The sequence below is a fragment of the Paenibacillus pabuli genome (genome assembly GCF_039831995.1).
Classification (GTDB): domain Bacteria; phylum Bacillota; class Bacilli; order Paenibacillales; family Paenibacillaceae; genus Paenibacillus; species Paenibacillus pabuli_C.
Map to the genome: position 1 here is coordinate 185,786 of NZ_JBDOIO010000003.1, position 23,933 is coordinate 209,718.

At 46.3% G+C, this 23,933-nt stretch carries 19 protein-coding genes; 9 read left to right on the top strand and 10 right to left on the bottom strand.

Translation table 11 applies throughout. From position 1 onward, the window contains the following. Positions 1–9: 9 nt before the first annotated feature. The 6 genes from ABGV42_RS03195 to ABGV42_RS03220 form a co-directional block, all read right to left on the bottom strand. Positions 10–777, bottom strand: a complete 768-nt coding sequence (locus ABGV42_RS03195) for an ABC transporter permease (RefSeq protein WP_347380343.1) — start codon at positions 775–777, stop codon at positions 10–12. Further along, entirely contained in the window at positions 778–1,539 is a 762-nt protein-coding gene (locus ABGV42_RS03200) for an ABC transporter ATP-binding protein (RefSeq protein WP_347380344.1), read from the bottom strand. A gap of 12 nt (positions 1,540–1,551) precedes the next feature. Further along, positions 1,552–2,415, bottom strand: a complete 864-nt coding sequence (locus ABGV42_RS03205; protein ID WP_347380345.1) for a pentapeptide repeat-containing protein — start codon at positions 2,413–2,415, stop codon at positions 1,552–1,554. A 14-nt stretch (positions 2,416–2,429) separates the two neighbouring features. After that, the gene (locus ABGV42_RS03210) at positions 2,430–2,759 is read right to left on the bottom strand and encodes a PadR family transcriptional regulator (protein ID WP_095286527.1); all 330 of its coding nucleotides are present in this window, start codon (positions 2,757–2,759) and stop codon (positions 2,430–2,432) included. Positions 2,760–3,065: 306 nt separating this feature from the next. Continuing rightward, the gene (locus tag ABGV42_RS03215) at positions 3,066–4,415 is read right to left on the bottom strand and encodes a response regulator transcription factor (RefSeq protein ID WP_347380346.1); all 1,350 of its coding nucleotides are present in this window, start codon (positions 4,413–4,415) and stop codon (positions 3,066–3,068) included. Beyond that, positions 4,393–6,123 carry a sensor histidine kinase gene (locus ABGV42_RS03220; protein ID WP_347380347.1) on the bottom strand — a complete coding sequence of 577 codons (1,731 nt, stop codon included), beginning with the start codon at positions 6,121–6,123 and terminating at the stop codon, positions 4,393–4,395. Before ABGV42_RS03220 ends, ABGV42_RS03215 begins: the two co-directional genes overlap by 23 nt. Before the next feature lie 246 nt (positions 6,124–6,369). On the opposite strand from ABGV42_RS03220, the gene ABGV42_RS03225 reads away from it, so the two are divergent. From ABGV42_RS03225 to ABGV42_RS03245, 5 genes are all read left to right on the top strand, one after another. Beyond that, entirely contained in the window at positions 6,370–7,323 is a 954-nt protein-coding gene (locus ABGV42_RS03225) for an ABC transporter permease (RefSeq protein WP_347380348.1), read from the top strand. Positions 7,324–7,341: 18 nt separating this feature from the next. Then, positions 7,342–8,211 (top strand): carbohydrate ABC transporter permease, encoded by an 870-nt coding sequence (locus tag ABGV42_RS03230; RefSeq protein ID WP_347380349.1) that lies wholly within the window; start codon positions 7,342–7,344, stop codon positions 8,209–8,211. 70 nt (positions 8,212–8,281) lie between these two features. Beyond that, positions 8,282–9,967 carry an extracellular solute-binding protein gene (locus tag ABGV42_RS03235; protein WP_347380350.1) on the top strand — a complete coding sequence of 562 codons (1,686 nt, stop codon included), beginning with the start codon at positions 8,282–8,284 and terminating at the stop codon, positions 9,965–9,967. Positions 9,968–10,039: 72 nt separating this feature from the next. Continuing rightward, a complete protein-coding gene (locus ABGV42_RS03240; RefSeq protein ID WP_347380351.1) occupies positions 10,040–11,755 on the top strand; it encodes a discoidin domain-containing protein in 1,716 nt (571 codons plus the stop codon). 45 nt (positions 11,756–11,800) lie between these two features. Then, a complete protein-coding gene (locus ABGV42_RS03245) occupies positions 11,801–12,742 on the top strand; it encodes a family 43 glycosylhydrolase (protein WP_347380352.1) in 942 nt (313 codons plus the stop codon). A gap of 132 nt (positions 12,743–12,874) precedes the next feature. On the opposite strand, the gene ABGV42_RS03250 is transcribed toward ABGV42_RS03245, so the two are convergent. Both ABGV42_RS03250 and ABGV42_RS03255 read right to left on the bottom strand, forming a co-directional pair. Continuing rightward, positions 12,875–13,402 (bottom strand): DinB family protein, encoded by a 528-nt coding sequence (locus ABGV42_RS03250; protein ID WP_347380353.1) that lies wholly within the window; start codon positions 13,400–13,402, stop codon positions 12,875–12,877. 297 nt (positions 13,403–13,699) lie between these two features. Continuing rightward, positions 13,700–15,283, bottom strand: a complete 1,584-nt coding sequence (locus ABGV42_RS03255; RefSeq protein ID WP_347380354.1) for a glycosyl hydrolase — start codon at positions 15,281–15,283, stop codon at positions 13,700–13,702. Positions 15,284–15,655: 372 nt separating this feature from the next. Here ABGV42_RS03255 and ABGV42_RS03260 point away from each other — a divergent pair, with 372 nt between their 5' ends. Then, on the top strand, positions 15,656–16,027 hold the full coding sequence (locus ABGV42_RS03260) for a winged helix-turn-helix transcriptional regulator (RefSeq protein WP_347380355.1): 372 nt from the start codon (positions 15,656–15,658) through the stop codon (positions 16,025–16,027). 164 nt (positions 16,028–16,191) lie between these two features. Continuing rightward, a complete protein-coding gene (locus ABGV42_RS03265; RefSeq protein ID WP_347380356.1) occupies positions 16,192–16,908 on the top strand; it encodes a 3-ketoacyl-ACP reductase in 717 nt (238 codons plus the stop codon). A gap of 114 nt (positions 16,909–17,022) precedes the next feature. Here the strand turns inward: ABGV42_RS03265 and ABGV42_RS03270 are convergent, their stop codons facing one another. Next, on the bottom strand, positions 17,023–18,375 hold the full coding sequence (locus ABGV42_RS03270; RefSeq protein WP_347380357.1) for an MATE family efflux transporter: 1,353 nt from the start codon (positions 18,373–18,375) through the stop codon (positions 17,023–17,025). 140 nt (positions 18,376–18,515) lie between these two features. Here ABGV42_RS03270 and ABGV42_RS03275 point away from each other — a divergent pair, with 140 nt between their 5' ends. Beyond that, positions 18,516–19,196: a TetR/AcrR family transcriptional regulator gene (locus ABGV42_RS03275; RefSeq protein ID WP_347380358.1), complete on the top strand. Its 681-nt coding sequence runs from the start codon at positions 18,516–18,518 to the stop codon at positions 19,194–19,196. A 127-nt stretch (positions 19,197–19,323) separates the two neighbouring features. On the opposite strand, the gene ABGV42_RS03280 is transcribed toward ABGV42_RS03275, so the two are convergent. Next, on the bottom strand, positions 19,324–21,345 hold the full coding sequence (locus ABGV42_RS03280; RefSeq protein WP_347380359.1) for an ATP-dependent DNA helicase: 2,022 nt from the start codon (positions 21,343–21,345) through the stop codon (positions 19,324–19,326). Positions 21,346–21,591: 246 nt separating this feature from the next. On the opposite strand from ABGV42_RS03280, the gene ABGV42_RS03285 reads away from it, so the two are divergent. After that, positions 21,592–23,853 (top strand): glycoside hydrolase family 3 N-terminal domain-containing protein, encoded by a 2,262-nt coding sequence (locus tag ABGV42_RS03285; RefSeq protein ID WP_347380360.1) that lies wholly within the window; start codon positions 21,592–21,594, stop codon positions 23,851–23,853. Positions 23,854–23,933: the final 80 nt, after the last annotated feature.

Genomic DNA, 23,933 nt, shown 5'->3' on the forward strand with positions numbered 1-23,933 from the left:
TGAATTCTTTTATACCCGCTTGTTATACACTCTCATGGCGAGGAAATATGCAACCAGCAAGATCCCGACACACCACGCCAGAGCGACCCATATATCATTGCCTACTGGCTGATCTAAGAGCAGCGCGCGGATCGCTTCGACAATGGAGGTGACCGGTTGATTTTCGGCAAAGACACGAACGACCGAAGGCATGGATTCAGTTGGAACAAATGCAGAGCTGATAAAAGGAAGGAATATGATGGGGTAGGAGAAGGCACTTGCACCATCCACAGATTTTGCGGATAGTCCGGCAATCGCTGCGACCCAGGTTAAGGCCAGTGTAAACAGAGCGAGAATGCCCGCGACGCCAAGCCATGAGAGGATTCCGGCCGGTGAACGAAAACCCATGACGAGTGCTACCAATATGATGACGACAACGGAAATAGCGTTAGAAACCAGCGAGGTCAGGACATGCCCCCACAATAAGGTGGAGCGTGAAATCGGCATGGAGTGAAACCGTTCAAATATGCCCCGCTGCACATCGATAAACAGGCGGTAAGCCGTGTACGAAATTCCGCTGGCAATCGCAATGAGTAGTATACCGGGCAAAAGATAGTTGACATAGTTATCCGTCCCGGTTTGAATAGCACCGCCAAATACATAGACGAACAGCAGCATGAAGGCGATCGGCATGATCGTAACCGTAATGATGGTGTCCATACTGCGGAGAATATGGCGCATGGAACGTCCCAGCATAACGCTCATATCACTGAAAAAGTGTTTTTTTACCGTTTCCATTCAATTGGCCTCCTTTTTGCCGATGACTGCAAGGAATATATCCTCAAGTGTAGGCTGCTTTTCGACATACTCCACTTTTGCGGACGGGATTAGTTTTTTGAGATCGGAGAGTGTGCCGCTGGCGATAATCCTGCCCTCATGGAGAATGTTGATTCGATGAGCAAGCTGCTCGGCTTCTTCCAGATACTGTGTGGTCAGAAATACGGTCGTACCGCCATCCGACAGCTCTTTTACGATCTTCCATACCTCGATGCGTGCTTCGGGATCAAGTCCGGTCGTTGGCTCGTCGAGAAAAATGATCTGTGGTTTTCCCACGAGGCTTAGAGCAATGTCGAGTCTGCGGCGCATTCCACCCGAATACGTCGATACCCTGCGGTCCGCAGCATCTGTCAGACCAAAGCGTTGCAGCAAATCTTCCGCAATCTGACGCGGTTTTTGGAGATATCGCAGTTTGGCAATCATAATCAGATTTTCTCGTCCGGTTAAAATTTCGTCCACGGCGGCGAATTGGCCGGTCAGGCTGATCGCCTGCCGCACATGATCGGGGTTTGTTGCAACATCGAATCCGTTTACAGTGGCGGTTCCACTGTCTTTTTTAAGCAGCGTAGTGAGAATTTTGACAACAGTTGTTTTGCCGGCACCGTTGGAGCCCAGAAGGGCGAAGATGCTGCCTTTTTCCACCTCGAAATCTACGCCCTTCAGGACGTGCAGCTGCTTGTAGGACTTTTGCAGGCCAATCACATGAATGGAATTGTTTTGCATAGGATCCCCTCCTTAGATAACGGTAACTTTTGACACATTGGCTTCCATGCCTTTGAGGGCAGCATACGTGAGTTTATCCATCATCGCACCGTCAAAGCAGACGGTTTTGATCATACGATAATATTTTTTGGACCAGGATGACGTTGGAAAAGACACGTTTTTGAGAGTAGCGTTCTGGAATGAAACCTCGGACAACGCCACCTTGTCAAATTTGACCCCGATAAAGGTTTGCCCATCGAAACGCTGCTCGCTCAGATCGGATGACTTGAATTCCACACCGTCAAAGATACAGTTATTGAAAATGGCTTTTCTAAGGTCAGTCAAGGAAAACGTAACGTCTGTCAGTCTAGCATTTGTGAATTTTGCCCCGTCCAGACCCGACTTGCTAAAGTTCGTGCGTACAAGGATGGATTGATTAAAGCTCGCATTCGCAAGGTCTAGAGTAGACAGGATGCAGTCTGTCAGATTGGCTCGATCAAAATGAGCATCCCGCACATCGCTGCTGAAAAAAGAACTTCCGGTTAAATCCGCTTCCGTGAAATTAGAGCCTCGCAGTGCGCTGGACTTAAATTGTCCTTTATGCGCGGTAACCCCCGCAAAATCGCTCGTTGACAGGTTACTTGCGTTAAAATTGGTTACCACCTGCCGCTCCAGCGAGCGGGAGAGGTTGGCAACCTCCTGTACGGTCTGTTCAATATCGCCGATGCTTTCAATGGTCATCTCAAAAGCAGTTTCATCATCCTTACCCTCGGCTTTGAGGTCACGGAACCTCTCCTGCAAATCGGAGTGCAGGTCTGCTTTTAATTCGGTGACACTTTTTACCCCATCGTACGGTGCAAAAACACCGTTCAAATAGTGAGTGAGCTTTTCATTCATAACCTCAACACTCCTTATAATAAGTTTTCAAGCACGCGCTTCGCGTACTCCCAGTTTTCTTTGTTGCTGGCATGAGTTGCTTTGCCTTTTTCGGTAATTCTAAAATATTTACGGCGTCCGCCTTGAGATTCATCGCCCCAATACCACTCAATATCACCCTCCGCTTCAAGTCGCCGAACGCTGGAGTACATGGTGGCTTCTTTTAATTCGTACTCACCTCCTGAGCGCTCAGCAATCATTTTGACAATTTCGTACCCATATCTGTCAGCTTCGGATAAGAGCCGTAAAATCATTGTATCGGTATGGCCGCGTAGTAGGTCGGATGTAATTTTGTTTTGGCTCATGTAATCACCTCGCAATTGTATAATACGTCATACTACTGTGACTGTCAAGGTAGTGTTATAATCAAATTACCTTGATTGAGAATTTGTGTGTTTGTCACATCATGTTATCTACATCGTTCCTTCTCTTTATGGGAAGTAATCAAGCAACAAAAAATGATCTGTACCTTAGAACTAGGAGTCAGCTCTATGGTACAGATCATCGTCGGGCACATCGAGTTAAACAGGAAATGGTTACTCATACCCAGGCATAACTGGGGTGAAGAGGGCTTCGGTTCTTCCAAGCAGTCTAGCCACTTGCTGTTATGCTTATTGGTGGATCATATTCCTGCGGTATTGATAGGGAGTGACCCCGAATTCTTCCTTGAACAATTGGATAAAATACTGATTTTTCTTGTAACCGACCATTTGCGATATATCGGCTATGCGGAGTTCAGAATCCAGCAGCAGGTGGGAGGCTTTCTCCAACCTTTTCTTCGAGATGTAGTTGGACACATTTTCTCCAGTCTCCTGTTTGAATAGTTTGGAAAGGTAGACAGGGTGAAGATGGGCGACTTTTCCCAGCTCATCCAGACTGAGGCCATGTGAAATATGGTCTTCGATGTACTTTTGCACTTTGCCCACGATCGTTTGAATGGACATCTGCTTGTTGTTCCTGATCTGACTGACCGTATCCATGAGAGTCGGCCATAGTTCGTCCGGCTCCCGCAGTCGATTGAATATCCAATCCGCAGTCTCAGAAGGCTTCGGTTCCTTATCCACCAGATATACATAAAGGATGGTTTCCATTAGAAAGAGTATTTTTTCCTTTCGTAAACGGATTCGATCATAGCTTTTCATAATGTTGCCTGCCAGCTCCCATTCCCCGCATGATGGAGAAAGGTCAAAGACCCCGTTGAAATCCGCAGACTGCACGTTCTCACCCAGGAAGAATTCGTAGAACAGCTGACGGGTCTCGTTCTGGTCAGTTATCGAAAATGGTGGGGACAAGACCGGATGGCCTGGTTTGGACGTCAGTATCTCAGCAACTTCTGCTGGGACAAAACCAACCAGTTGCGTTCCAAAAGACCAGAGGAAACGGTCCAATGGATCTCCAAGTTTATGTTTCAATTCTTCCACATCAGCTTGTGTGTACTTCTCTATTCTCATACAGCAAAAAAGGGAATCTCCTAAAAAATCGGTATATGCTTCAAATTCCGTTCTCAACGTCTCGTTTTCCCCAAGCAGAGAGAGCAGATAACCCATACTATCGAAGTTTTCCCAACGGATCGTTGGACGGGGTCTTGTCTGTTTAATATTCCCGATGGCTTTAGCCATGGCTTTCTCCACATCGTCCTTGTCTACAGGTTTGAGCAGATAATCGAGTGCGCCCAATCGAATCCCCTGCTGCGCATATTCGAACTGGGAGTAGCCCGAAAGGATAATGACTTTGGTAAGCAAGTTATGTTGATGAATATGTTGAAGCAGATCAATTCCTGAAACCTCGGGCATTCGGATATCGGTGATTAGAATATCTACATGCCGTTGATTCAACCATTCTCTGGCTTCAATCGAATTGGTCGTCGTCTCGATCTGGTTGATGCCGAAGGACTTCCAGTCGAGCAAGTGTTTCATATATTCCACAACGTAGTGTCCGTCATCCACGATCAGTAGTCGCATATGTTTCTCCTTTCTCTGCAGAAATATCGATCAACAGCAGAACAGACAAGCCGCCCCAATCATTAATGAAAAATTGAAGCCCGCTCAGCTCGCCGTACGTATTTTTCAGACGTCGATTTACATTCCAGAGCCCGACGCCTCTTGTTCCCTCAGGCGGTGTGTCGCTCTCCATCTGAGCTTCGAGTCTGCGGATTTCATCCGGTGCAAGACCTTTACCGTCGTCCGAGATCCTGATCATAATAGCAGCTTCCGTCTGTTTAACGTCAATAGTTACCCGGTGCGCTCCCTGTCGTCCTTCAATTCCATGTTGAATGGCGTTCTCGACTACAGGCTGAATAATCAGCGGCGTCAGGGCATGAGAGGCAAGTTCGGGCGGCAGATCAATGTTGTACTCGATTTTTTTGCTGAGCGTCATGATGACCAGGAAATGTTCCGCAAACTGGAGCTCGCTCTCCAGCGTCACTTCATGCCGGTCCAATTTGGTTAAATAGCGATAATATTCGGCCAGATGCTTGCTCATTCGCATAACGGCATCCGGGGAAAACTGGGCCACTGACATGATATAGAACAAACTGTTGTATAAAAAATGAGGGTTTATTTGGGCTTGTAGTTGTTTTAGTTCCGCACTTCTTCTCAGATCCGTTTCGGTTTTTAAGGATACGAATAGCTCCTGAATCTCTGCAACCATGTGATTGAAGCTGCGGAACAGGCTGTAAAATTCCTTGTCGGTGTTTTCGGTAATCCTTGTGTTGTGATTGCCATGTTCAACCTGCAGGAACTTCTTCTCCAGCAGACGAATGTTACGGTAATAATTCCGGTAAAACGTAAAGATAACAAACAGGCCAAGTGTCAAAACCGCTAAAATACTCACAAGGAAAACTTTACGGCTGCGGTCCAGCGGCTGCAGAAAATCATTCGTTCGTGTGTATGTAATCAGGTAGGCGTCGATCGGTTCAATATACCTTGAAAGAACATAGTAATCATCCGTTTTGGTGTGATAATCATATTTTATAGTGGACTCTGGTTGGGGTGTAAGCATATCGGTAACCGCTTTCAATAAATCATGATCGACTTCTTTCTCACTCCATAATTGCTTTTGGTTAAACAGGTAGAAAGCATTTGAGCTGTCGTTGTTGACTGCCTTTTTGAGAAGGCTCTTCAAATAATCAGTTTTCAGTTTCACGCCAACCACATATTGGGCAGGTTCAACCTGTCCGTTTTTTTGGATATAAGGGTAGACGGCAAAGTAATACAAGCTGCCTTGGACAATTCGCCATCCTCGTTCTTGAACTTCCTTAAACGGGAGTCTTGCCTCAAGTGTATTGTTGGTGGACAGGAACGATTCTTCGGACTTCCAGTAGATGCCGATCGATTCAATAGAACGGCTGGAAAGCAGAATTTGACGCAAGCGATCAACGATTTCATTTTTCTTCATTTGGGAATCGTAGTTACTCAGCTCGATCACTTGATTCTGATAAAACCGGACGTCACTGTCGGCTGCAAACTGGACCCCGTACATGTTAGCCTCGTACATAATTCCGTCCAAAATGCCTTTCACATAATCAAGCTGGTTCTTGGAAGCTCCAATCAGATTCTCCTCCAGTGTCTTGGAACTCAAACGGTTCATCACAAAAAATAAACTCAACGTCAGCAGCAGAAAAAAAACAAAGAAATAGATGAATCGTTTCATGTACATTTTTCTTAGCATCGTGTTTCCCTTTCCTAACGAGAAGCCTGGAGTATAAGGCCCATATCCATTTAACTTTAATATAAGCCAAACGACCGAAAAGCGGAAGTGCAGCATGAGCACTTAAATGTAAGCGGTTTAAAGTGGTTCAGAATGGGGTGATGATCTTGAAATTTTGGCATTTTGGATTGAAAGCGCTTTTGTTAAGCTTGACGGGAGGATTGATTTCCAGGAGTTGTCATAAAGGAGGTATGCAGCATTAATGAGATGGGCACCGTTACATCCGCAAAAAAAGTAAAAACAAAGATTTCCCGGCGTAGTCCATGGAAAACGGAAATCAAGAAAAGTTGGCCTTTGTATGTATTATGTCTTCCCGCTTTCGTATTTGTCTGTATCTTTTCGTATGGCCCGATGGTTGGCTTGGTTATGGCGTTTCAGGACTACAAACCATGGCTTGGCATCTCAGGTTCCCGGTGGATCGGGTTAGCAAATTTCGAAAGGATCTTCCAGTACGATGAAGCGACTCAAGCGATCGTCAATACGCTGGTTATTGCGGTTTCCAAAATTATCGTCGGAATAATCGTTCCGATCATCATGGCGATTTTGCTGAGCGAGATACGAAATATCGGGATTAAGAAGAGTGTACAGACACTGGTGTATCTGCCGCACTTTTTGTCCTGGGTCACTGTCGCGGGACTGATGATTGACATTCTGGGATTGGACGGAGGCGTCAATCAAATATTGACCTGGATGTTCGGGAGCGATCCGATTTACTTTTTGGGTGATCCTGATCTCTTTCGGTACACCGTCGTTGTGAGTGATGTTTGGAAGAGCTTCGGCTTTGGCATGATTGTCTATTTGGCTACGATTGCGGGAATCAATCCTTCCTATTACGAAGCGGCCGAGATTGACGGAGCCACACGCCGGCAGCAAATTCGATACGTCACCTTGCCCAGCATGCTGCCGATGATTATCGTCATCTCTACACTAAGTCTGGGTAACATTCTGGACGCCGGATTTGATCAGGTTTTCAATCTGTATAACCCGCTTGTCTACAGTACGGGAGATATTATCGACACCTATGTCTACCGTTCTTCCTTGTTAAACGGGCAATACGGATTCGGGACCGCTGTTGGTCTGTTCAAATCGGGGATCAGCCTGATTTTGATCGTCGTGTCCTACAGACTGGCCTATAAGTACGCCAATTATAAAATATTCTAACAAGGAGGGAGAGGGATAATGTACCATAAGACGACAGGCTACCGAGTGTTTTCCATTTTTAATTATGCGTTCATGATCCTGGCGGGACTGGCGTGTTTTCTTCCACTGCTTCATCTGTTGGCGCAATCGCTCAGCAGCAAAGCGGCCATTAGCGGTAATATGGTGTCATTTTGGCCGGTCGGGTTCAACGTGGATGCCTATGTAAAAACGTTTAACAATTCCAATTTTAATGGCGCCATGCTGACATCCATTATCCGAACTGTATTGGGGACAACCATCAGCATGTTTATCCTGACCTGTGCAGGATATGCCCTGTCCAAAGAATTTCGGGGCCGCAACGCGCTCATGTGGTTTTTTATCTTCACCATGCTCTTCTCCGGGGGACTGATACCTTCTTACATATTGGTGACTAGCCTTGGGTTGAAGGATACGATCTGGGCCCTTGTGCTGCCAGGAGCCTTCGGAGCTTATAATCTCATTCTTCTCGTTAACTTCTTCAAAACGATTCCAAAAGCCTTGGAAGAAGCGGCGTTCATTGACGGAGCCTCCTTCTTCGTGATCCTCAGCAAAATCTATCTGCCGCTATCACTGCCCGGAATCGCTACCGTGTCCTTATTCATCATGGTAGGACACTGGAATTCCTGGTTTGACGGGATTTTGTACATGTCGGATGCGAGCAGGTATCCGCTGGCTTCCTTCCTGCAGACGGTCGTGGTGCAGAGTAATATGCAGAATATGGCGATGAGCCAGTCTGAGGTCGCGGCAATGTCGGAGCAGAGCATCAAGGCCGCCCAAATTTTTGTCAGTACGCTGCCTATCATTTTGGTTTATCCATTCTTGCAGCGATATTTCGTGAAGGGGATTGTGCTAGGGGCTGTCAAAGAATAGCTCTTCATTAGGATCATGAACAGTCGGATGAATAGAAAACAGTACGATATGAGCGAAGGGGGCATGTTCTATGAAAGAAGGAAGAAATCTATGGAAAATGGTTAGCACGGTTATCCTGTCAACCATACTTGTGGCTGGCTGCAGCAGTGGGGAAAGCCAAACCGAATCGGCACCGACATCGGTGCTTAAGGACGGAAAATACGATCCTCCGTTCAAGATTACCATCGCGAAACAGCAGGATGAAAATGCAGGCAAATATATTAATGGAGAAAGTTTGAATGACAATGTGTTAACCCGCTGGGGAGAAGAAAATCTGGGCATCAAGATCGAAACCACCCTGCTAGGCGGGGATGCTTCCCAATATAATACCAAGCTTCGGCTGGCGTTAACCGGTTCCGAGAAGCTGCCTGACGTTCTGCCGGTGTATGACACCATGCTGGTCAATGATTTGATCGATTCGGGGCGGGTCAAGGAGATAACGGAAGATATTGCAGCCTACATGCCTGACCGGTTGAGAGAGATTTACAAACAATACCCAACGACGTTTAATCCGGTGGTCAGGGACGGCAAGGTGTACGGGATGGCGATCGCACCGAATCTGACGGAGGGTGAAGTCATGCTGATCCGCCAGGATTGGTTGGACAGATTAAAATTGAAAGCGCCAACAACGATAGAAGAGTTTGAGCAAGTCATCGCGGCATTTACCACGGAGGACCCGGATGGTAACGGCAAGCAGGACACATACGGGTTTACATTCTCGGGCAAGGATTCCTACAACACGGGCTGGGTCAGTGATCCGGTCATGATTTTCAGCGCATACACAGGTAAGCACCTTCCGCGGCAATGGGTTAACGACAATGGCAAATTAACCTATGGATCAGTAGCTGGAGGCAACAGGGAAGCCCTTGCCAAGCTTCGGGACTGGTATGCCAAAGGGTATTTGAACAAAGAACTGGCCACTCAGGGTGCATGGGACGCTCTGTCCGATTTTACCGAAGGAAAAGCAGGCATCATTATCGGCCGCCCTTGGCTCTACGACAGTGTGAAGGATGTGGAGAAAAATATAGAGGGCGCTAAAATCAATGCTTATCCGACCATTCAAGGCGTGAACGGTGATAAGACATACCAGTCCGCTCAACTGAACGATGGTGTGTTCATGTTCAACAAGGACTTTCAAAACATGGAAGCATTCTTTCTGTACTACGATAAGATGTACGATGCCGCGTTCAGTACGGGTGAGTTCAAATATGGCTACGCTCAGGGTTACGATTACGATATCGTCAATGATGAGGTGACATTCGATCCACAGAAGTTCAACAAGCCATTGGAAGCGATACAAAGTGTTGGGAAAATGGCATTCACCAAAAATACACCGAGTGTTGATGGCCCCGGCAAATCGTATTTCGATCTGGCGAACGGAGTCAAGGCCGATACGGGGGTGCTTATCCAAAGTGATTCAAAGGATCAAACAACCAAAGACGGATATCGCATTTCTTATGAAAATCGGGAGGCACTGCTTCCAAACGAGTTTAACGGTCCGCCTACACCAACAATGCAGAATGTGTGGGAGCAGTTGACTACCATGGAGCAAGAAACCTTTACCAAAATCATATACGGGAATGAGCCGATTGAAGCCTTTGATACCTTTGTGAAGCAGTGGCACGAAAAAGGTGGAGATCAAATCATTGAAGAAGTGAATGATTGGTACACCCAAACCAGCGAAACGGATGTCATGGCACTCATGAAGCTGAAATAACTGTCCCGCCTCACCAAGATCAGCCTTCCGGATAAGGAAGGTTGATCTACTAACCAAAGGAGATGATGAGACATGCTTAAAGGAAAACGAGGGATGGCTATCGTCATTGCAATGGTATTGTTGACTTGCCATCTAATGTTCTCGGCTCAACATGTTCACGCTGCGGACAGCGAGGAGACCCAGATTGCAGCTACACTGTTTATGCTTAAGAACGCATCCGAAGTATCCAATGCCAAAATACACTGGGGACCTGTTGTTGGAGCGAACGAATATGAGTTGTATAGATCCGAGAACAATGAGCCCTTTATTTTATTGCAGACCTTGACTGGAACGACCACGGATGATTATGACCTTACTGTAGGCAGCACATACAGGTACCAAGTGAAAGCATATGGCGGAACTTCCTTGTTAACCTCGGCTGTCTCGCCTGAATATGCACCTTATCCCCTTCCGGATAATCTCACAACATTTGACAACACCATGCATTCTACCTTGAATCTTCCGAATGAACTTAAAGTAGGTGACACCTACTACAGATTTAATTTTGTTCAAAAGTCCTCAGGCGGTTTTGGCCAAATGATACAACAGACGTCAACCGACGATATCACGTATGGGAATGACAAGGTGGTACTTTCCTATACAGACCATCCGGATCTGGCGGATTCCAAGTTCGAAGGGATTAATATCTTATACCATGCGCCTACGAACAAATTCGTATTTTGGGCCCATTATGAGAACAGCACCGATTATACACTTGCCAGAGTATCGGTAGCTTCAGCCACGCCTGGAGAGAACTTTACTTTTCACAAAAGCTTTCGGCCGGAAGGAAATGAGTCACGGGATATCTCCATTTTCAAAGATGACGACGATTCAGCTTATTTGATTTCAACCGCCAATAATAATTCTGATACCATTTTATACAGATTGACCTCGGATTGGCTGGATGTGGAATCCCAGGTTTCGGTAATTTATGATAATCAACATCGGGAACTGCCCAAAGTGATCAAAAAGGATGGCATTTATTATCTCTTCTCTTCCCAAGCTGCGGGTTGGTATCCGAGTATCCCTATGTATTCCTCAGCATCAAGCATCGATGGAGATTGGTCTGAATTACGAACGATAGGCAACACGTCAACCTTCTCTGCACAATCGGGTTCGGTCATGCGGGTAAAACCAAACACGGGTAACCATGTGGTTATGGTTGCGTATCGATGGATGTTCGGCTGGGCTGGCACGGAAAACGGCACAACAGAGGAGCGGCTTCTTCCCGTTTGGTTCTCGAATGGTTACGCATTTTATGATTATTTTGATCAAGTCCTGTACAGTGCGAGCGATGATGCCGTTGTCCCTGTCCAGAACGGAAAACTGCTGTCCCAAGGCAAGCCCGCAACAGCACAAACGGCTACCGGCACGAACCCGGCGGGTTATGCGAACGATGGAAACTATCAAACGGAATGGATCGGTACAGGCAGCTCCTGGCCACATTGGTGGAAGGTAGACCTCGGTTCCGTTCAAGAAATCAATAACGTGCAAATCTCCTGGTGGATGCAAAAAGGTTCTGAAGGGTTTTACAAATATAAAATTGAGACAAGTACGGACAATGTAAATTGGACGGAAGCATTGGATCGTACCCATAATACCTCATACGGTTTCACTTCGGATACGTTATCAAGTACGGCCAGGTATGTAAGAATCCGTATGCAGAACGCTCAGCTCCATAACAACCCGAACAACTGGTATACACCAAGGCTGTGGGAAGTTAAGGTATTTGGAGCAGATGAACAATAATGAACCTTCCAACATGAAAGAGATATAGAAGAGAGGAGTAACGGTGTGAATAATCGATTAACCAATGGTACCGTCTGGAGTGATATCCATGGTCAGCCCATTCATGCACATGGTGGACATATGTTATTCCATGATCATTATTATTACTGGTATGGGGAAGACCGCAGAAATGAGTTCTATGTCAGCTGTTATCGTTCCAAAGATTTATTCAATTGGGAGTTTCGAAACCATATCCTTACCACTTCAACTCCGGTTGCCCCGATCAGAGTAAGGACCAATACGAAATTAATGAATGGCAGCGGCGGAAAGGTGAATCTCGAACGACCAAAAGTGTTATTTAATCAGGAAACCAAAAAATTTGTTCTTTGGGTCCACTATGAGAACGGAACGAACTACAACGATGCTGCATGCGCTATTGCAACATCCGATTATCCGGATAAGCATTTTATCTATCATGGCAGTTTCAATCCATATGGCTATATGTCGCGTGACTGCACGCTCTTTCAGGATGATGACGGGACGGCCTACTTTATCTCAGCTGCCAGAGACAATGCGGATCTTCATATCTATCGTCTGCAGCAAGATTACCTTAATGTCGAAAGTCTGGTCGGAAAGTTGTGGCAGGGGGAGTACCGGGAGGCGCCGGCGGTCTTCAAGCGGAACGGGAAATATTACATGCTGACCTCTTTTTGTACAGGTTGGGAGCCAAATCAAGGGAAGGCATCGATGGCGGATGCTATGGATGGCCCATGGGAGATGCTCAGGAATTTCGGCGATGAAACGACATATCACACACAGCCGTCTTTTGTACTGAAGCGATCAGAGCAGGAATATCTCTACTTTGCGGATCGCTGGAATGCTGCGGATTATTTTCAATCCAGCTATGTGACTCTACCCATTGAATTTGAAGGCGATAAGCCAGTACTGAATAATTACTCCGCGTTAACTTTGGAAAGGGATGCAAATGCGATCACTTTTGAAAAGTAAATCATAAGGAATCAACGTAAGATTGGATGGAAGGATGAGAGGATATCGGACAGATGGTGACCTTTCGGAGAACGAAGGCTCAACGTCTGTCCAATAACACAAATGGGGAAGCACCTCAAAAGATTGAATTCATTATAATTTCACATCTACCGCATACCGATCGCGAAGGATCGACAGATGGTGCAGTTCATGTCCAACCATAACATAAGCGATGGATCGAGCCGAAGCTGGGTTATCACTAACAATTCCTTTACGGAGCCAAGCTTCCGGCGTGATGTGACGGAGCAAGAGAAGGGTTGAGCGGCGTGCGACCGCATATTCTTCCTTCAGATCGGCCACGGTGTACGCATCGAATGGGTGACTTTGCATAAGGACGTCCTGATCGTAGCCTGGATGATTCGCTTGGTCGCCTCTGGCGATGCGAAGCAGCCGGCTGCTCATGATGCGTTCGTTATCCGTCAGGTGACCGATGACCTCTTTCACGCTCCACTTGCCTTCGGCATAACGGTAATTGGCTTGCTCCTCTGTCAATGAAGACAGAAGAGATTGTACGATATTGGACTGCTGCTCCAACCGTTCGATGATATTCCCTTCGGGAACAAGTTTTATGTATCCTTCGTAATAAGCTGCATACTCCTCTGTCGCTGGTCTTTCAAGCATGTTAGTTCCTCCTTTGGGATTTATAGCTCTGGATTTTATTGTAATATATGCCCAGAGTGATTCTCAACCTTTCCATGGCACGATTCTGATACTTTATGGCGTTAATATTTAATGGGATGAATTCAAAATGGAGCAGAATCACGAAGTAGTGAAATCTTGTTTGCAGTACGAAACATGCCCCTCCGCTTATTGAGCGGAGGGGCATGCTGTATGTTCGGGATCTCGTTTATAACGCTTCCGAAAATTCGTTAAAAGGGAGCCTTTTCACCTTTCAGATGTTCATTTCGTTAAGTTCATTCATTCATCGTTTGCAGGAGTAATGGAGACGCTTGGAGTTCCGGTACCCACCTTCAAATTCGGCAGCTCATCGAGCGTAATGACATAATCACTTTGATAGAGTGTTTTTAGAGTGGCCGGATTGTTGAATGCAGGACTCATAAGATGTTCGCCATACCAAGGGCAGAAGTAGAGCCATCCTGATTTTTCCTCCATCAGATTCTGTACGCTTGGGACCGTATCATTCTCCGTCATGGCCACCATCTTTTGGCCGCCTGTCAAATCAACAAGCTGATAGAAAATGGATGTAATTGCATCTTCATTCGGAACGCCGGACAAACCGTCATAGCGATTGTAAATCGTATTGTATTTGTCATAACCGACAAGATCCACCTGATCGTCGCCAGGATACCATGCAGGAGATGTGCTGTACACATAGCTGTTGTAGGTCCAGATCAAGTTGTGCAGGTCATATGTCTCCGTAAGCTCGGTATATAAAAGGTCCCACAGCTGCTTATATACATCTGCGCCAGCGGAAGCCCACCAGAACCAAGCGCCTTCACCATTCAACCCGCCATTACCCTCAGCCTCATGGTAGGGCCGGAAAATAACTGGCACGTCATGATCCTCTAAAATTTGCAGCTGCTCCGCCAAATCCGCAATGGTCAGCATCACATATTCATATTCTTTCGTCCCGGGAATGACCGCATTCGCCGTATTAAAATTGGTTTCGGTCGGTTTATAGGTTGCTTCTTTCCAATCGACAAATTCTCCAAGCTGGTAGGTGTCGAATTTGCGAGGAACATTGATATGCCACGCAGCTGTAGCAATCCCTCCACGGTTGTTAACCCAATCGATCATGCGATGGGTTGTTCCGTCCTCCCAGCCATACAGAGGATTATAGTTCATGAAATCGAAGCCGCGAATGGCGGGATATTTACCGGACAGATCATGGATCCATTCAAACTCCAATTCGGTATCTCCGTTATTTCCGCCTCCGTAAATCTCCTGCTGTCCGGAAATGATGTGGCTGCCGTAAACTTCTGTCAAATAATTCATTAGAAGCTGGGTTTCCGGTGTAGCTTGAGGATCGGTGAGGATAGGCTGCACATCGAGAGGATCGAGATCGGCATGATCCACAGTGAAGGTGTCAAAATAAGCGAAGCCCCAGCCTGCTTTCACTTCAATGGTGTTGGTCCCCTGATTCAGCTTATGGAATCCAAAATCATAATTCGCCCATGTTGTCGTATAGGGCAGCATATATGAGCCTTTAGTAACGCCATTCACCGTTAAATATTGCAGCCTGCCATCAGGACTCAATTCTTGCATGTACTGAGTGGAGATGGCATACATACCGGTTTCCGGAACAGTCACGGTAAAGGTGATCGTGCCGGAATTCTGCATCCAGACAAATCCGCTTCCGGAGAAGCCAGGTTTGGGTTGTCCATAAATTTCAGTAACGACTTGCAGATCGGACGTCAGCTGAGCGTTTTCGCTTTCCGTGGTGAATAGTGGAGGATCTGCATGAACAGGCGTGTTCATCCATACAAACAAGAGGATAAATGCCAACATCAGTGCGCTTGCCTTTGTGAGCTGATTTTTCATTCCCATCTCCCTTTTCATTGTGAAATAAGATCAAGAATTCTCAATAAAACCAGTCATGGATGCGCTTTCAAAACAAACATAGCACAAGCATCAAGCTTTGTAAATATATGTAATAAATCTTAGAGATTGGCTGCTTTTTTGAGTTTTTTATATTTTTTTGCAACAGGACCTTTGAGAAAAAATATGTCTGACCAGCAGGATAGATCATTTTTCGATTTCCTCTTCGTAGGTTCTTGTTCACATCCGTTTCACGTTATCTTCTTCTAGTCAAACTTGTGGTGGTATAATAGAAGGGTTGCTATACAAATTTTATAGATGCATGACAACGTCATGTCCAACTAAAGGTTAATACCATAAAGGAATGATGATTACATGACAGATTCGCTGAGACAAGATATCAGAGATCGATTAGCCCAAAAAGATTACCATTGCGAGAAAGAGTATACGTTATCGATCCTTAGCGGCAAATGGAAGGTGGTCATCCTATGGCATTTGGGAGTGGAAGGACCACATCGGTTTAGCGATTTACAGAAGCTCTTTCCTAAAATTTCACATAAGATGTTGACAAGCCAGCTGCGTGAGTTAGCTGAGGATGGCATTGTTCATAGAGAAGTCTATCCGGATGTTCCTCCCAAGGTTGAATACTCGATGACAGAAGTAGGGATGAGCATATTGCCCATTGTAGAAATGATGTATGCTTGGGGATTGAATCGATTAAGTCAACTTAAAGAAGAAATAGAGTAAATTGATGTGGTAGTTACCATTCGGTAACCTCCGCACCAAAAAGTGCATTCTTTTCAATCCAAGTCAGGACAGTTAGAATGGAATAGAAGTTGAAAACGAATATTTTTTAGCAAAAACTTAGTTCAAGCTTAACTTATCTAACATTCAAAGGAGCGAACAATAATATGCAGTCCATTGCAGGAAAAGTAGCATTAATTACAGGAGCGGGTCGAGGGATTGGTCGCGCGATTGCAATTGCATTTGCACAAGAGGGCATTCACGTAGGTCTTGTAGGCCGTACGCTTGAAAATTTGCAACAGGTCAAGGAAGAACTTCAACCGTACAATGTGAATGTATCCATTGCTGCAGCGGATGTGGCCGATCTGGATTCCATCACTGCAGCAGTAGAGTCTGTTCGAAGAGAGCTCGGAGCGATCGATATTCTGATCAACAATGCCGGTATCGGCAAATTCGGCGGATTCATGGAGTTAACACCGGAAGAATGGACGAATATTATAGATGTCAACGTCAAAGGGGTATACTACACGACCCGTGCGGTTTTGCCAGAGATGATGGAGCGCAATGCTGGCGATATCATTAACATTTCGTCTACGGCAGGACAAAAAGGTGCGCCGCTTACGAGCGCATATACTGCATCCAAAGCGGCTGTTAATGGACTCACTGAATCCTTGATGCTTGAAGTACGCAAGAAAAACATTCGTGTTACTGCTCTGACTCCTAGCACAGTGGCTACGGATATGGCGGTCGAGCTCAAGTTGACAGACGGCAATCCCGATAAGGTGATGCAGCCTGAAGATCTGGCTGACCTGATTGTGGCACAACTGAAGCTGCACCCACGAGTACTGTTGAAGCACGCGGGTCTATGGTCAACCAATCCGTAAATGATATCAGAAAAGGAATATTGAAATAATATACAAGAAATAAGTCGCTACTGGAGCGGCTTATTTTTGTTTTACAGCGTTCTGTCTTTGTCTCACAGAGTAACGATAATCTCCTTACTGTACAAGGTGTTCCAAATCCGGCTGCAGTTTGTTGCGCAGAATATACATCATGGCAGCACCCACAAGGAAGGCGACAGCATCAGCAATAACGAGCGACCAGACCACGCCGTGGAAACCGTTCAGATGGTTGGCGATAAAGAGCACAGGAATCAATGTAACGCCTTGAATAATGGACATAATAAATGCGGCGGTTCCTTGTGCCGTTGCTTGGAAAATACCGGTGAACAGCGTCGTCATTCCTGAGATGAACAGGGATAAGAATGTCACATGAAGAATATAACTTCCCATTTCAATGAGGTACGGATCACTCGTGAATAACCCGATTAAATGATCGGAGATGAAATAAACAATGACCCCGAAACCAACAGCTAACACAACAATGGTCTTGATTGTAAATCCAATGGTTTGTTTCATACGCAGCTTATTCGCCGTAAACGTGAAAGCGAGCAGCGGCACCACTCCCTCGCATAATCCCATCAGAATGAACTCCGGAAATTGTAACAAACGTGATGATATCCCATATCCCGCGACAGCCTGATCTCCATAGTCGGCAAGAAAATGGTTTAAGACGAGTGACATGGCACCCAAGAAGATGCTCATGATAAAGACGGGAACACCGATTTTGAATACATTGCCTAGAATGTCTTTGCTAACCTTGAACCATTTTGCGGAGATCGTGAGGAAACGACTTTTATTTCCCATATGGAAGGCGTAGAATGCACTCGCAACCTGGTTGGAGATAACGGTAGCAGATGCAACACCAATGACACCCCAATGAAAGACGTAAATGACTATAGCATCAAGTATGATATTTACGATCACACTTAGAATCATACCAACCATGGATGTGATGGCCGCCCCTTCTGAGCGTACGAGATTCTCCAATGTGAAAAATAAGATCACGAATGGGGAGCCTATCAGCATTACGGTGACATACTCTTTTGTAAATCCAAACGATTCCGGCGTTGCCCCGAGGCCATGAACGATGGGGTCGATCAACGGAAGACCGATGGCCATCACGATCAAGCCGAGAACCAAACTGCTGTAAAACGCGAAGGAAGACACATGTTTGACGTCATCATATTTCTGTTCGCCTAACAAACGTGAGATAAAGGTACCGCTACCCATGCCAATCAAGCTGCCTAATGCCATAATGACGGCAAATAAAGGCAAGGTTAACGCAAGGGCGGTTAACATGGCTGTATTGCCAAGTGTACCAAGGAAGTAGGCATTCAATATGGAGTATATGACATTCATTGACGTGCCGAGCATCATGGGGATAGCGAAGTGAGCTACGGCTTTGGTGATTGGTGCTTTCTCAAAATAATGGAGGTTTTCTGCATCCATGTGGGTCACTACTTTCTTCATGTAATTTAGTTTTTTTGACAATCTAACAGTGTTAGTTTGTGCCTTACAGTGTAAGATGATATCATGGACGTATGAACCTGTAAAGCTAAACTTACACTGTTAGATAAGGGCGGATATGAGTGAAAAAACAACAGCCTCAAATTTCGGAAGACAAAATATTGGAAGCTTCGTGGGCTCTTCTTGGTGAAGAGGGCATTGAGAAGTTCAGCATGAGGAGGTTGGCCAATCGTTTGGGGATTCAGGCTCCCTCTATCTATTGGTACTTCAAGAGCAAGCAGAATCTCTATCAACGTCTGGCCAACCAGATATCGAAGATCATTCTGGAGGAATTCAACTCCGAAGGGGATTGGAAAGAGCAGTTGGAGGGACTTGCAAAAACCGTTCGAAGTGTGCTCCGTCGGTATCCCTGCTCCACGCAGCTCATGATGATGACGCTGCCCCACGAACCCGACATGATCCGTTTCACCAACCGGTTGCTGCTCTGCGTAGAATCAACTCCACTAGAGCAAGAGCAGAAATTGCAAGCTGTCATCACGCTCACGAACTATGTGTTCTATTTCGTTCTGGACGATTATCAGCATCAGCGCAATATCACCGTGATGCTCGAGGAGGAGGGAGCGGTTCCAAGCGGGCAGATGAACGAACTTCTGGACTCTATGAGTGAGATGGAAGCGGGACTGTTCCGGGGAATGTACAAGAGCGGGCTATTTGAGGTGATGGGGACGGATCAGGCGTTTGATTTCGGACTGAAACTCATATTGCTGGGGATTGAGCAAGTCATTAAGGATCATGAGAATTAATGTAAACATACAAAAAGCTGATGCGAATAATAGGAATCGCATCAGCTTTTTGTTTGCATGTGGAACGCTCGTAATTTCGGACACTCTAACGTGTAATGATAGTCCCATTTAACAGTCTGTTCTAATTTCAAACTTGGCGTTGGATGCCTTTTTCCTGGACAAATTTCTTCAGCACCGAAAAATCCTCTGTCACCTTTTTAAAAGGCAGCGTTTCGAGAACTTGTTCCCGGTAATTCTTGTTCGCTGCGGCACTGAGACGAGAGTCAAGGATGCTGAGCACGCCAAGGTCCGTTTCGCTGCGAATTAATCGTCCGGTTCCTTGCCGTAATCGAAGAAGCATGTCCGGTACAAACACCTCCATAAAGGAATTCTCCGATATAGATGCCTTATACTCATAAATGGGATCGGATGGAACAGGGAAGGGCAGACGGAAAACAATGACTTGCGACAGGTCAGGACCCTCGATATTCACGCCTTCCCAGAAAACACCGGTACTCAAAAGCACGCCTTTACTTGCCCGAAATTCAGCAATCACACCATCTTGGGAAGATCCCTCCTTTTGAACATGTACTGCCCATGGATGCTTGCTCACACCCGAAATTAACTTCTTATGAATAACCTTCATGTCTTCCTTGGCTGAAAAAAGGACCAATGTTCGTCCTTGGGTTAGATTACAGAGTTGGATCATTTCTTGGCAGGCGGCTTCCAGATAGAGGTCTCGCTGTTCATGATGATACTGTGGAACATGGTTCGAGATGTACATCATGGCATGGCTGGTGTAATCAAAAGGAGAGGGTTTGCGATCCATATAATCGCCCCTGTAACCAAGTGATTGCGTTAAATAAGAATATTGTTCTTCCAAACTTTCTCCGCCTTGGCACATCGTTGCGGACGTGAGGACCACAGAAGTTTTGCCGTTAAATAACGTGTGTTTCAAAAACTGGCTTATATCTTTGGGACAGATGCTGATTGTGGCGGCCCGAAGAGTCCTGCTTGCCCAAATAAGATTATTTTCTTTTTCGTTAGCCAAGACATTGATGAGGGATATCAGTCCGTTCATTGCTTCATAAACATCGTCAATCTCCCGCTCGTTACGAGAGGTCAGAACCGATAAGCGAAGACTTAGGTCCTTCAAATATTGGGAGACTTGGCGAAATGAAATGCCTTGAATCTCGGAGATCTTAATACGGTCGTTATCCTGCTTGGCATCTCGTAGTAGGTCTGCGTCGATCTGTTTAAAAATAAGTTCAGCACATCTTTTGATGAATTTGGATTGGGAATGGAGACTCTTATCCATGGACTGCTTCATGAGCAATTGAACAGCGTCGTCCAGCGTACGGCAGATGCCCCGGAACGTGAACTCGAGCGTTCGTGCATCTCTAACTTTCGCCTCCAGATTATGGGCTTCATCAATGATGACCAGAGCCGGACGTTCTGTAATGATGCCCCGTGTTCCTTCCTTTTTCTTCATCAGATCCCGGATGAGCAGATCCTGATTCACAATAATAAAATCAATCTCGTTCGGTTTTGCATTAATTTTGGCTCGCATATCGTAAAACAAGCATGCATTCTTATAGTGACAACGTTCGAATTTGCAATCCTTCACGGACACGTTGGACCATTCGGCATCGCTAATTCCACCTTGAATATCCGCTCTTTCATCAATTTCATAATTGATAACTCGCTGGGCAAGGGTGGATAAGGGGGAGGTTGGTTCTTCTGGCTTGAATAACTCAGAAGCCCTGTTTCGACAGGCATACTGCCCCATGCCTTTCCCCACCACGGAGCGAACTGTTGTGAAGCCGAGCCGGCTGCCGATGACTCTAAGATCCTTATGTATCTGTTCCGAAAGCTGAATGGAGGATGTTGCAATAATAATGGGCTGATGCGATACCTGATTAATAAGCAGACTGGGGATGAGGTATCCAAAAGACTTGCCGATTCCCACCCCGGCTTCAATCATGGCATTACGTCCGTTAACATAGGCATCCGTTATATCCAGAGACATATCCTGCTGTCCAATCCGCTCGCGAAGGCCCATTCGGGGAAACCGGTCATACACCCGAAAGACGCCCTCAACGAGCGAGCGTTCGAGGTCTTTTTTCGGCTCATGCTTTTGTGATTTATAGAGTTCATTTAACCAATTCATGACAATCACCTTACTCCCTCATGTAAAATCTTCCTCTTCGTCTATTTTTAGTGAAACCCTAATTATCTGTGATGCGCCTGTAACAGTCAAGTGTTCCAATCGAGGGTCAAGGGTCATGGCGTAACATAAGAGCAAGAGATAATGGATTTCATGCCATATCAGGCAATAACGTGTAAAAAACGCAACAAAATGCCTATCGAAAGCGTCTAATTATCTTACATAGAACTAGCAACAGGAGTGAAACAGATGCAACGAAAGATGATAGGCATATTCGGTGCCGTTCTCGGCTCTATGCTCATATGGGCAGGAAATGCAAGTGCGGAAGAGCGTTTTAACGATCTGCAGTATTCCAAGTGGGCAGAAGACGGTATTGAGTACATGGCCAAACGGGGAACCGTCGCAGGATATGGAAATGGGAAATTTAAGCCCGCTGGACTTGTAACAAGAGGACAGGCTGTCACCTTTTTGGTGCGGGAGCTATATCCGGAACAGCTTGAGAAACCGGCAGAAGGTACGACTTACTCGGATGTTCCCAAGACACACCCTTTTGATAAAGAAATTGCGATAGCTGCAAAAAATGGACTCGCCAGCGGATTCCCGGATGGCTCCTTCCGTCCGGATGCACCGCTTAGCCGAGCTGAAACGGCGGCATTCCTTACGCGCGCATATTCCCTCTCGGAAGGCAAGCAAACCGCTAATTGGTCCGATGCGGAGAAACATTGGGCAGCTGCGCCCATTCTTGTCATGAGTTCCAATGGGTTGGTCGGCGGTTATTCAGATGGCACCTATCGTCCGAATCAAACGGTCACGCGTGCGGAATATGCCGTATTTATGTCGCGAGTGATTCAGTTCGAACGCCAGGCGGCCATTCGGGCACAGGATTGGGACAAGTTGATTTCTTATATGACTGTTAGTGAACAAGTCGGTCAAATGCTCATGCCTGACATCCGGCAATGGAACGGTAAAGTGACGACGACAGTCAACGAAGGGTTGAAAACTAACATCCATGATCAGTATCTGGGCGGTTTGATCCTTTTCGATAAAAATATTGTAGATACTCGGCAGGTCACAACATTCACACACAATTTGCAAACGGAAGCAGGGGACATTCCTATGTTTCTGGGCATTGACCAAGAAGGCGGCGTTATTAAACGAATCCCTGGCGGCACCAATTTGCCGGGGCAAATGGCTCTAGGCGCAACGGGAGACACAGCTCTGGCCGAAGCGGCCGGGCAGCTGACGGGGGAAGAGTTGAAAGCGCTGGGGCTGAACATCAATTTTGCGCCAGTACTCGATATTAACAGCAATCCCGATAATCCAATTATCGGTATGCGGTCGTTCAGTTCAGATGCAGACTTAGTAACAAGACTTGGTCTTGCAACGATAACAGGGCTGCATCAATCAGGCATCATTGCGGCAGTTAAACATTTTCCAGGACACGGGGACACAACGGTGGATTCCCATCTCGGATTGCCGGTGCTGACGCATAACCGCGAGCGGCTCGATTCAGTGGAACTGAAACCTTTTCAGGCTGCGATCGAGAATGGGGTGGAGATGATCATGACTGCACATATTGCCTTTCCTGCCATAGACAACGAACAGGTCACTTCGCTCAAAGACGGACAACGCGTGCCTGTTCCTGCCACGTTATCCAAAAAGGTATTGAATGGTCTGCTTCGGGAAGAGCTGGGATATGAGGGACTCATCATTTCAGATGCGTTCACCATGGATGGGATAGCGGAGCATTTTGGTGAAGACCAAGCGGTAGAACGGGCGGTCAACGCAGGCGTCGATATCATCCTAATGCCGCAGGATTCTGCAGCTGCTCATCAAACACTCGTGAACGCGGTGAAGAACGGATCGATTCCGATCGGAACCATTCATGCCTCCGTTGAGCGCATTTTGGAACTGAAAGCGAAATATGGCTTGTTTGAACGCAGGGAAAGCCTTACGTCTAAGTTAGCCGAGCTTAACCAAGTTATCGGTTCAGAGGGACATCGCAAGGTGGAACGGGAAATCGCAGAGCGAGCGGTCACTCTGTTGGCCAGCCGTGACGGTATGCATCCAGATTCATTTCAACAAGGAGATCGGGTCGTTATTGTTGCAGCGGAGGAAGAGCAGGCGAAGCAGCTTGAGAGACAGTTGAAGCAGGCATCAACCAGCCTATCATTAAAGACGGAAATTGCCGTAATTGGACAAGCACAAACGAAAGAGGCGATTGCCAGTGCGGATTATGTCATCCTGGCTTCCTACCAGTTCCGTAACGTGGCCAGTCAGTTTGGATGGATCGCTTATCAAGCCTTAATTAATGAGATGAACAGTCGGAACCAACGCTACACACTGTTGTCGCTCGGTAACCCGTATGAAACGATCTATTTGAAGAACATTCGCTCGGGACTTGCCGTATACGGCAAACAAGAACCCAATACAGAAGCTGGAATCAACGTGCTGCTCGGCCAACAAGAAGCTAAGGGCACGTTGCCAGTGCGAATTAAAGCAAGGGAATGAGCATTGTACGGGCCAGTTTACATCCTGAAGCATGTTACTAATATATTGATTGGATAATAATGACATTGACATTTGCGGCT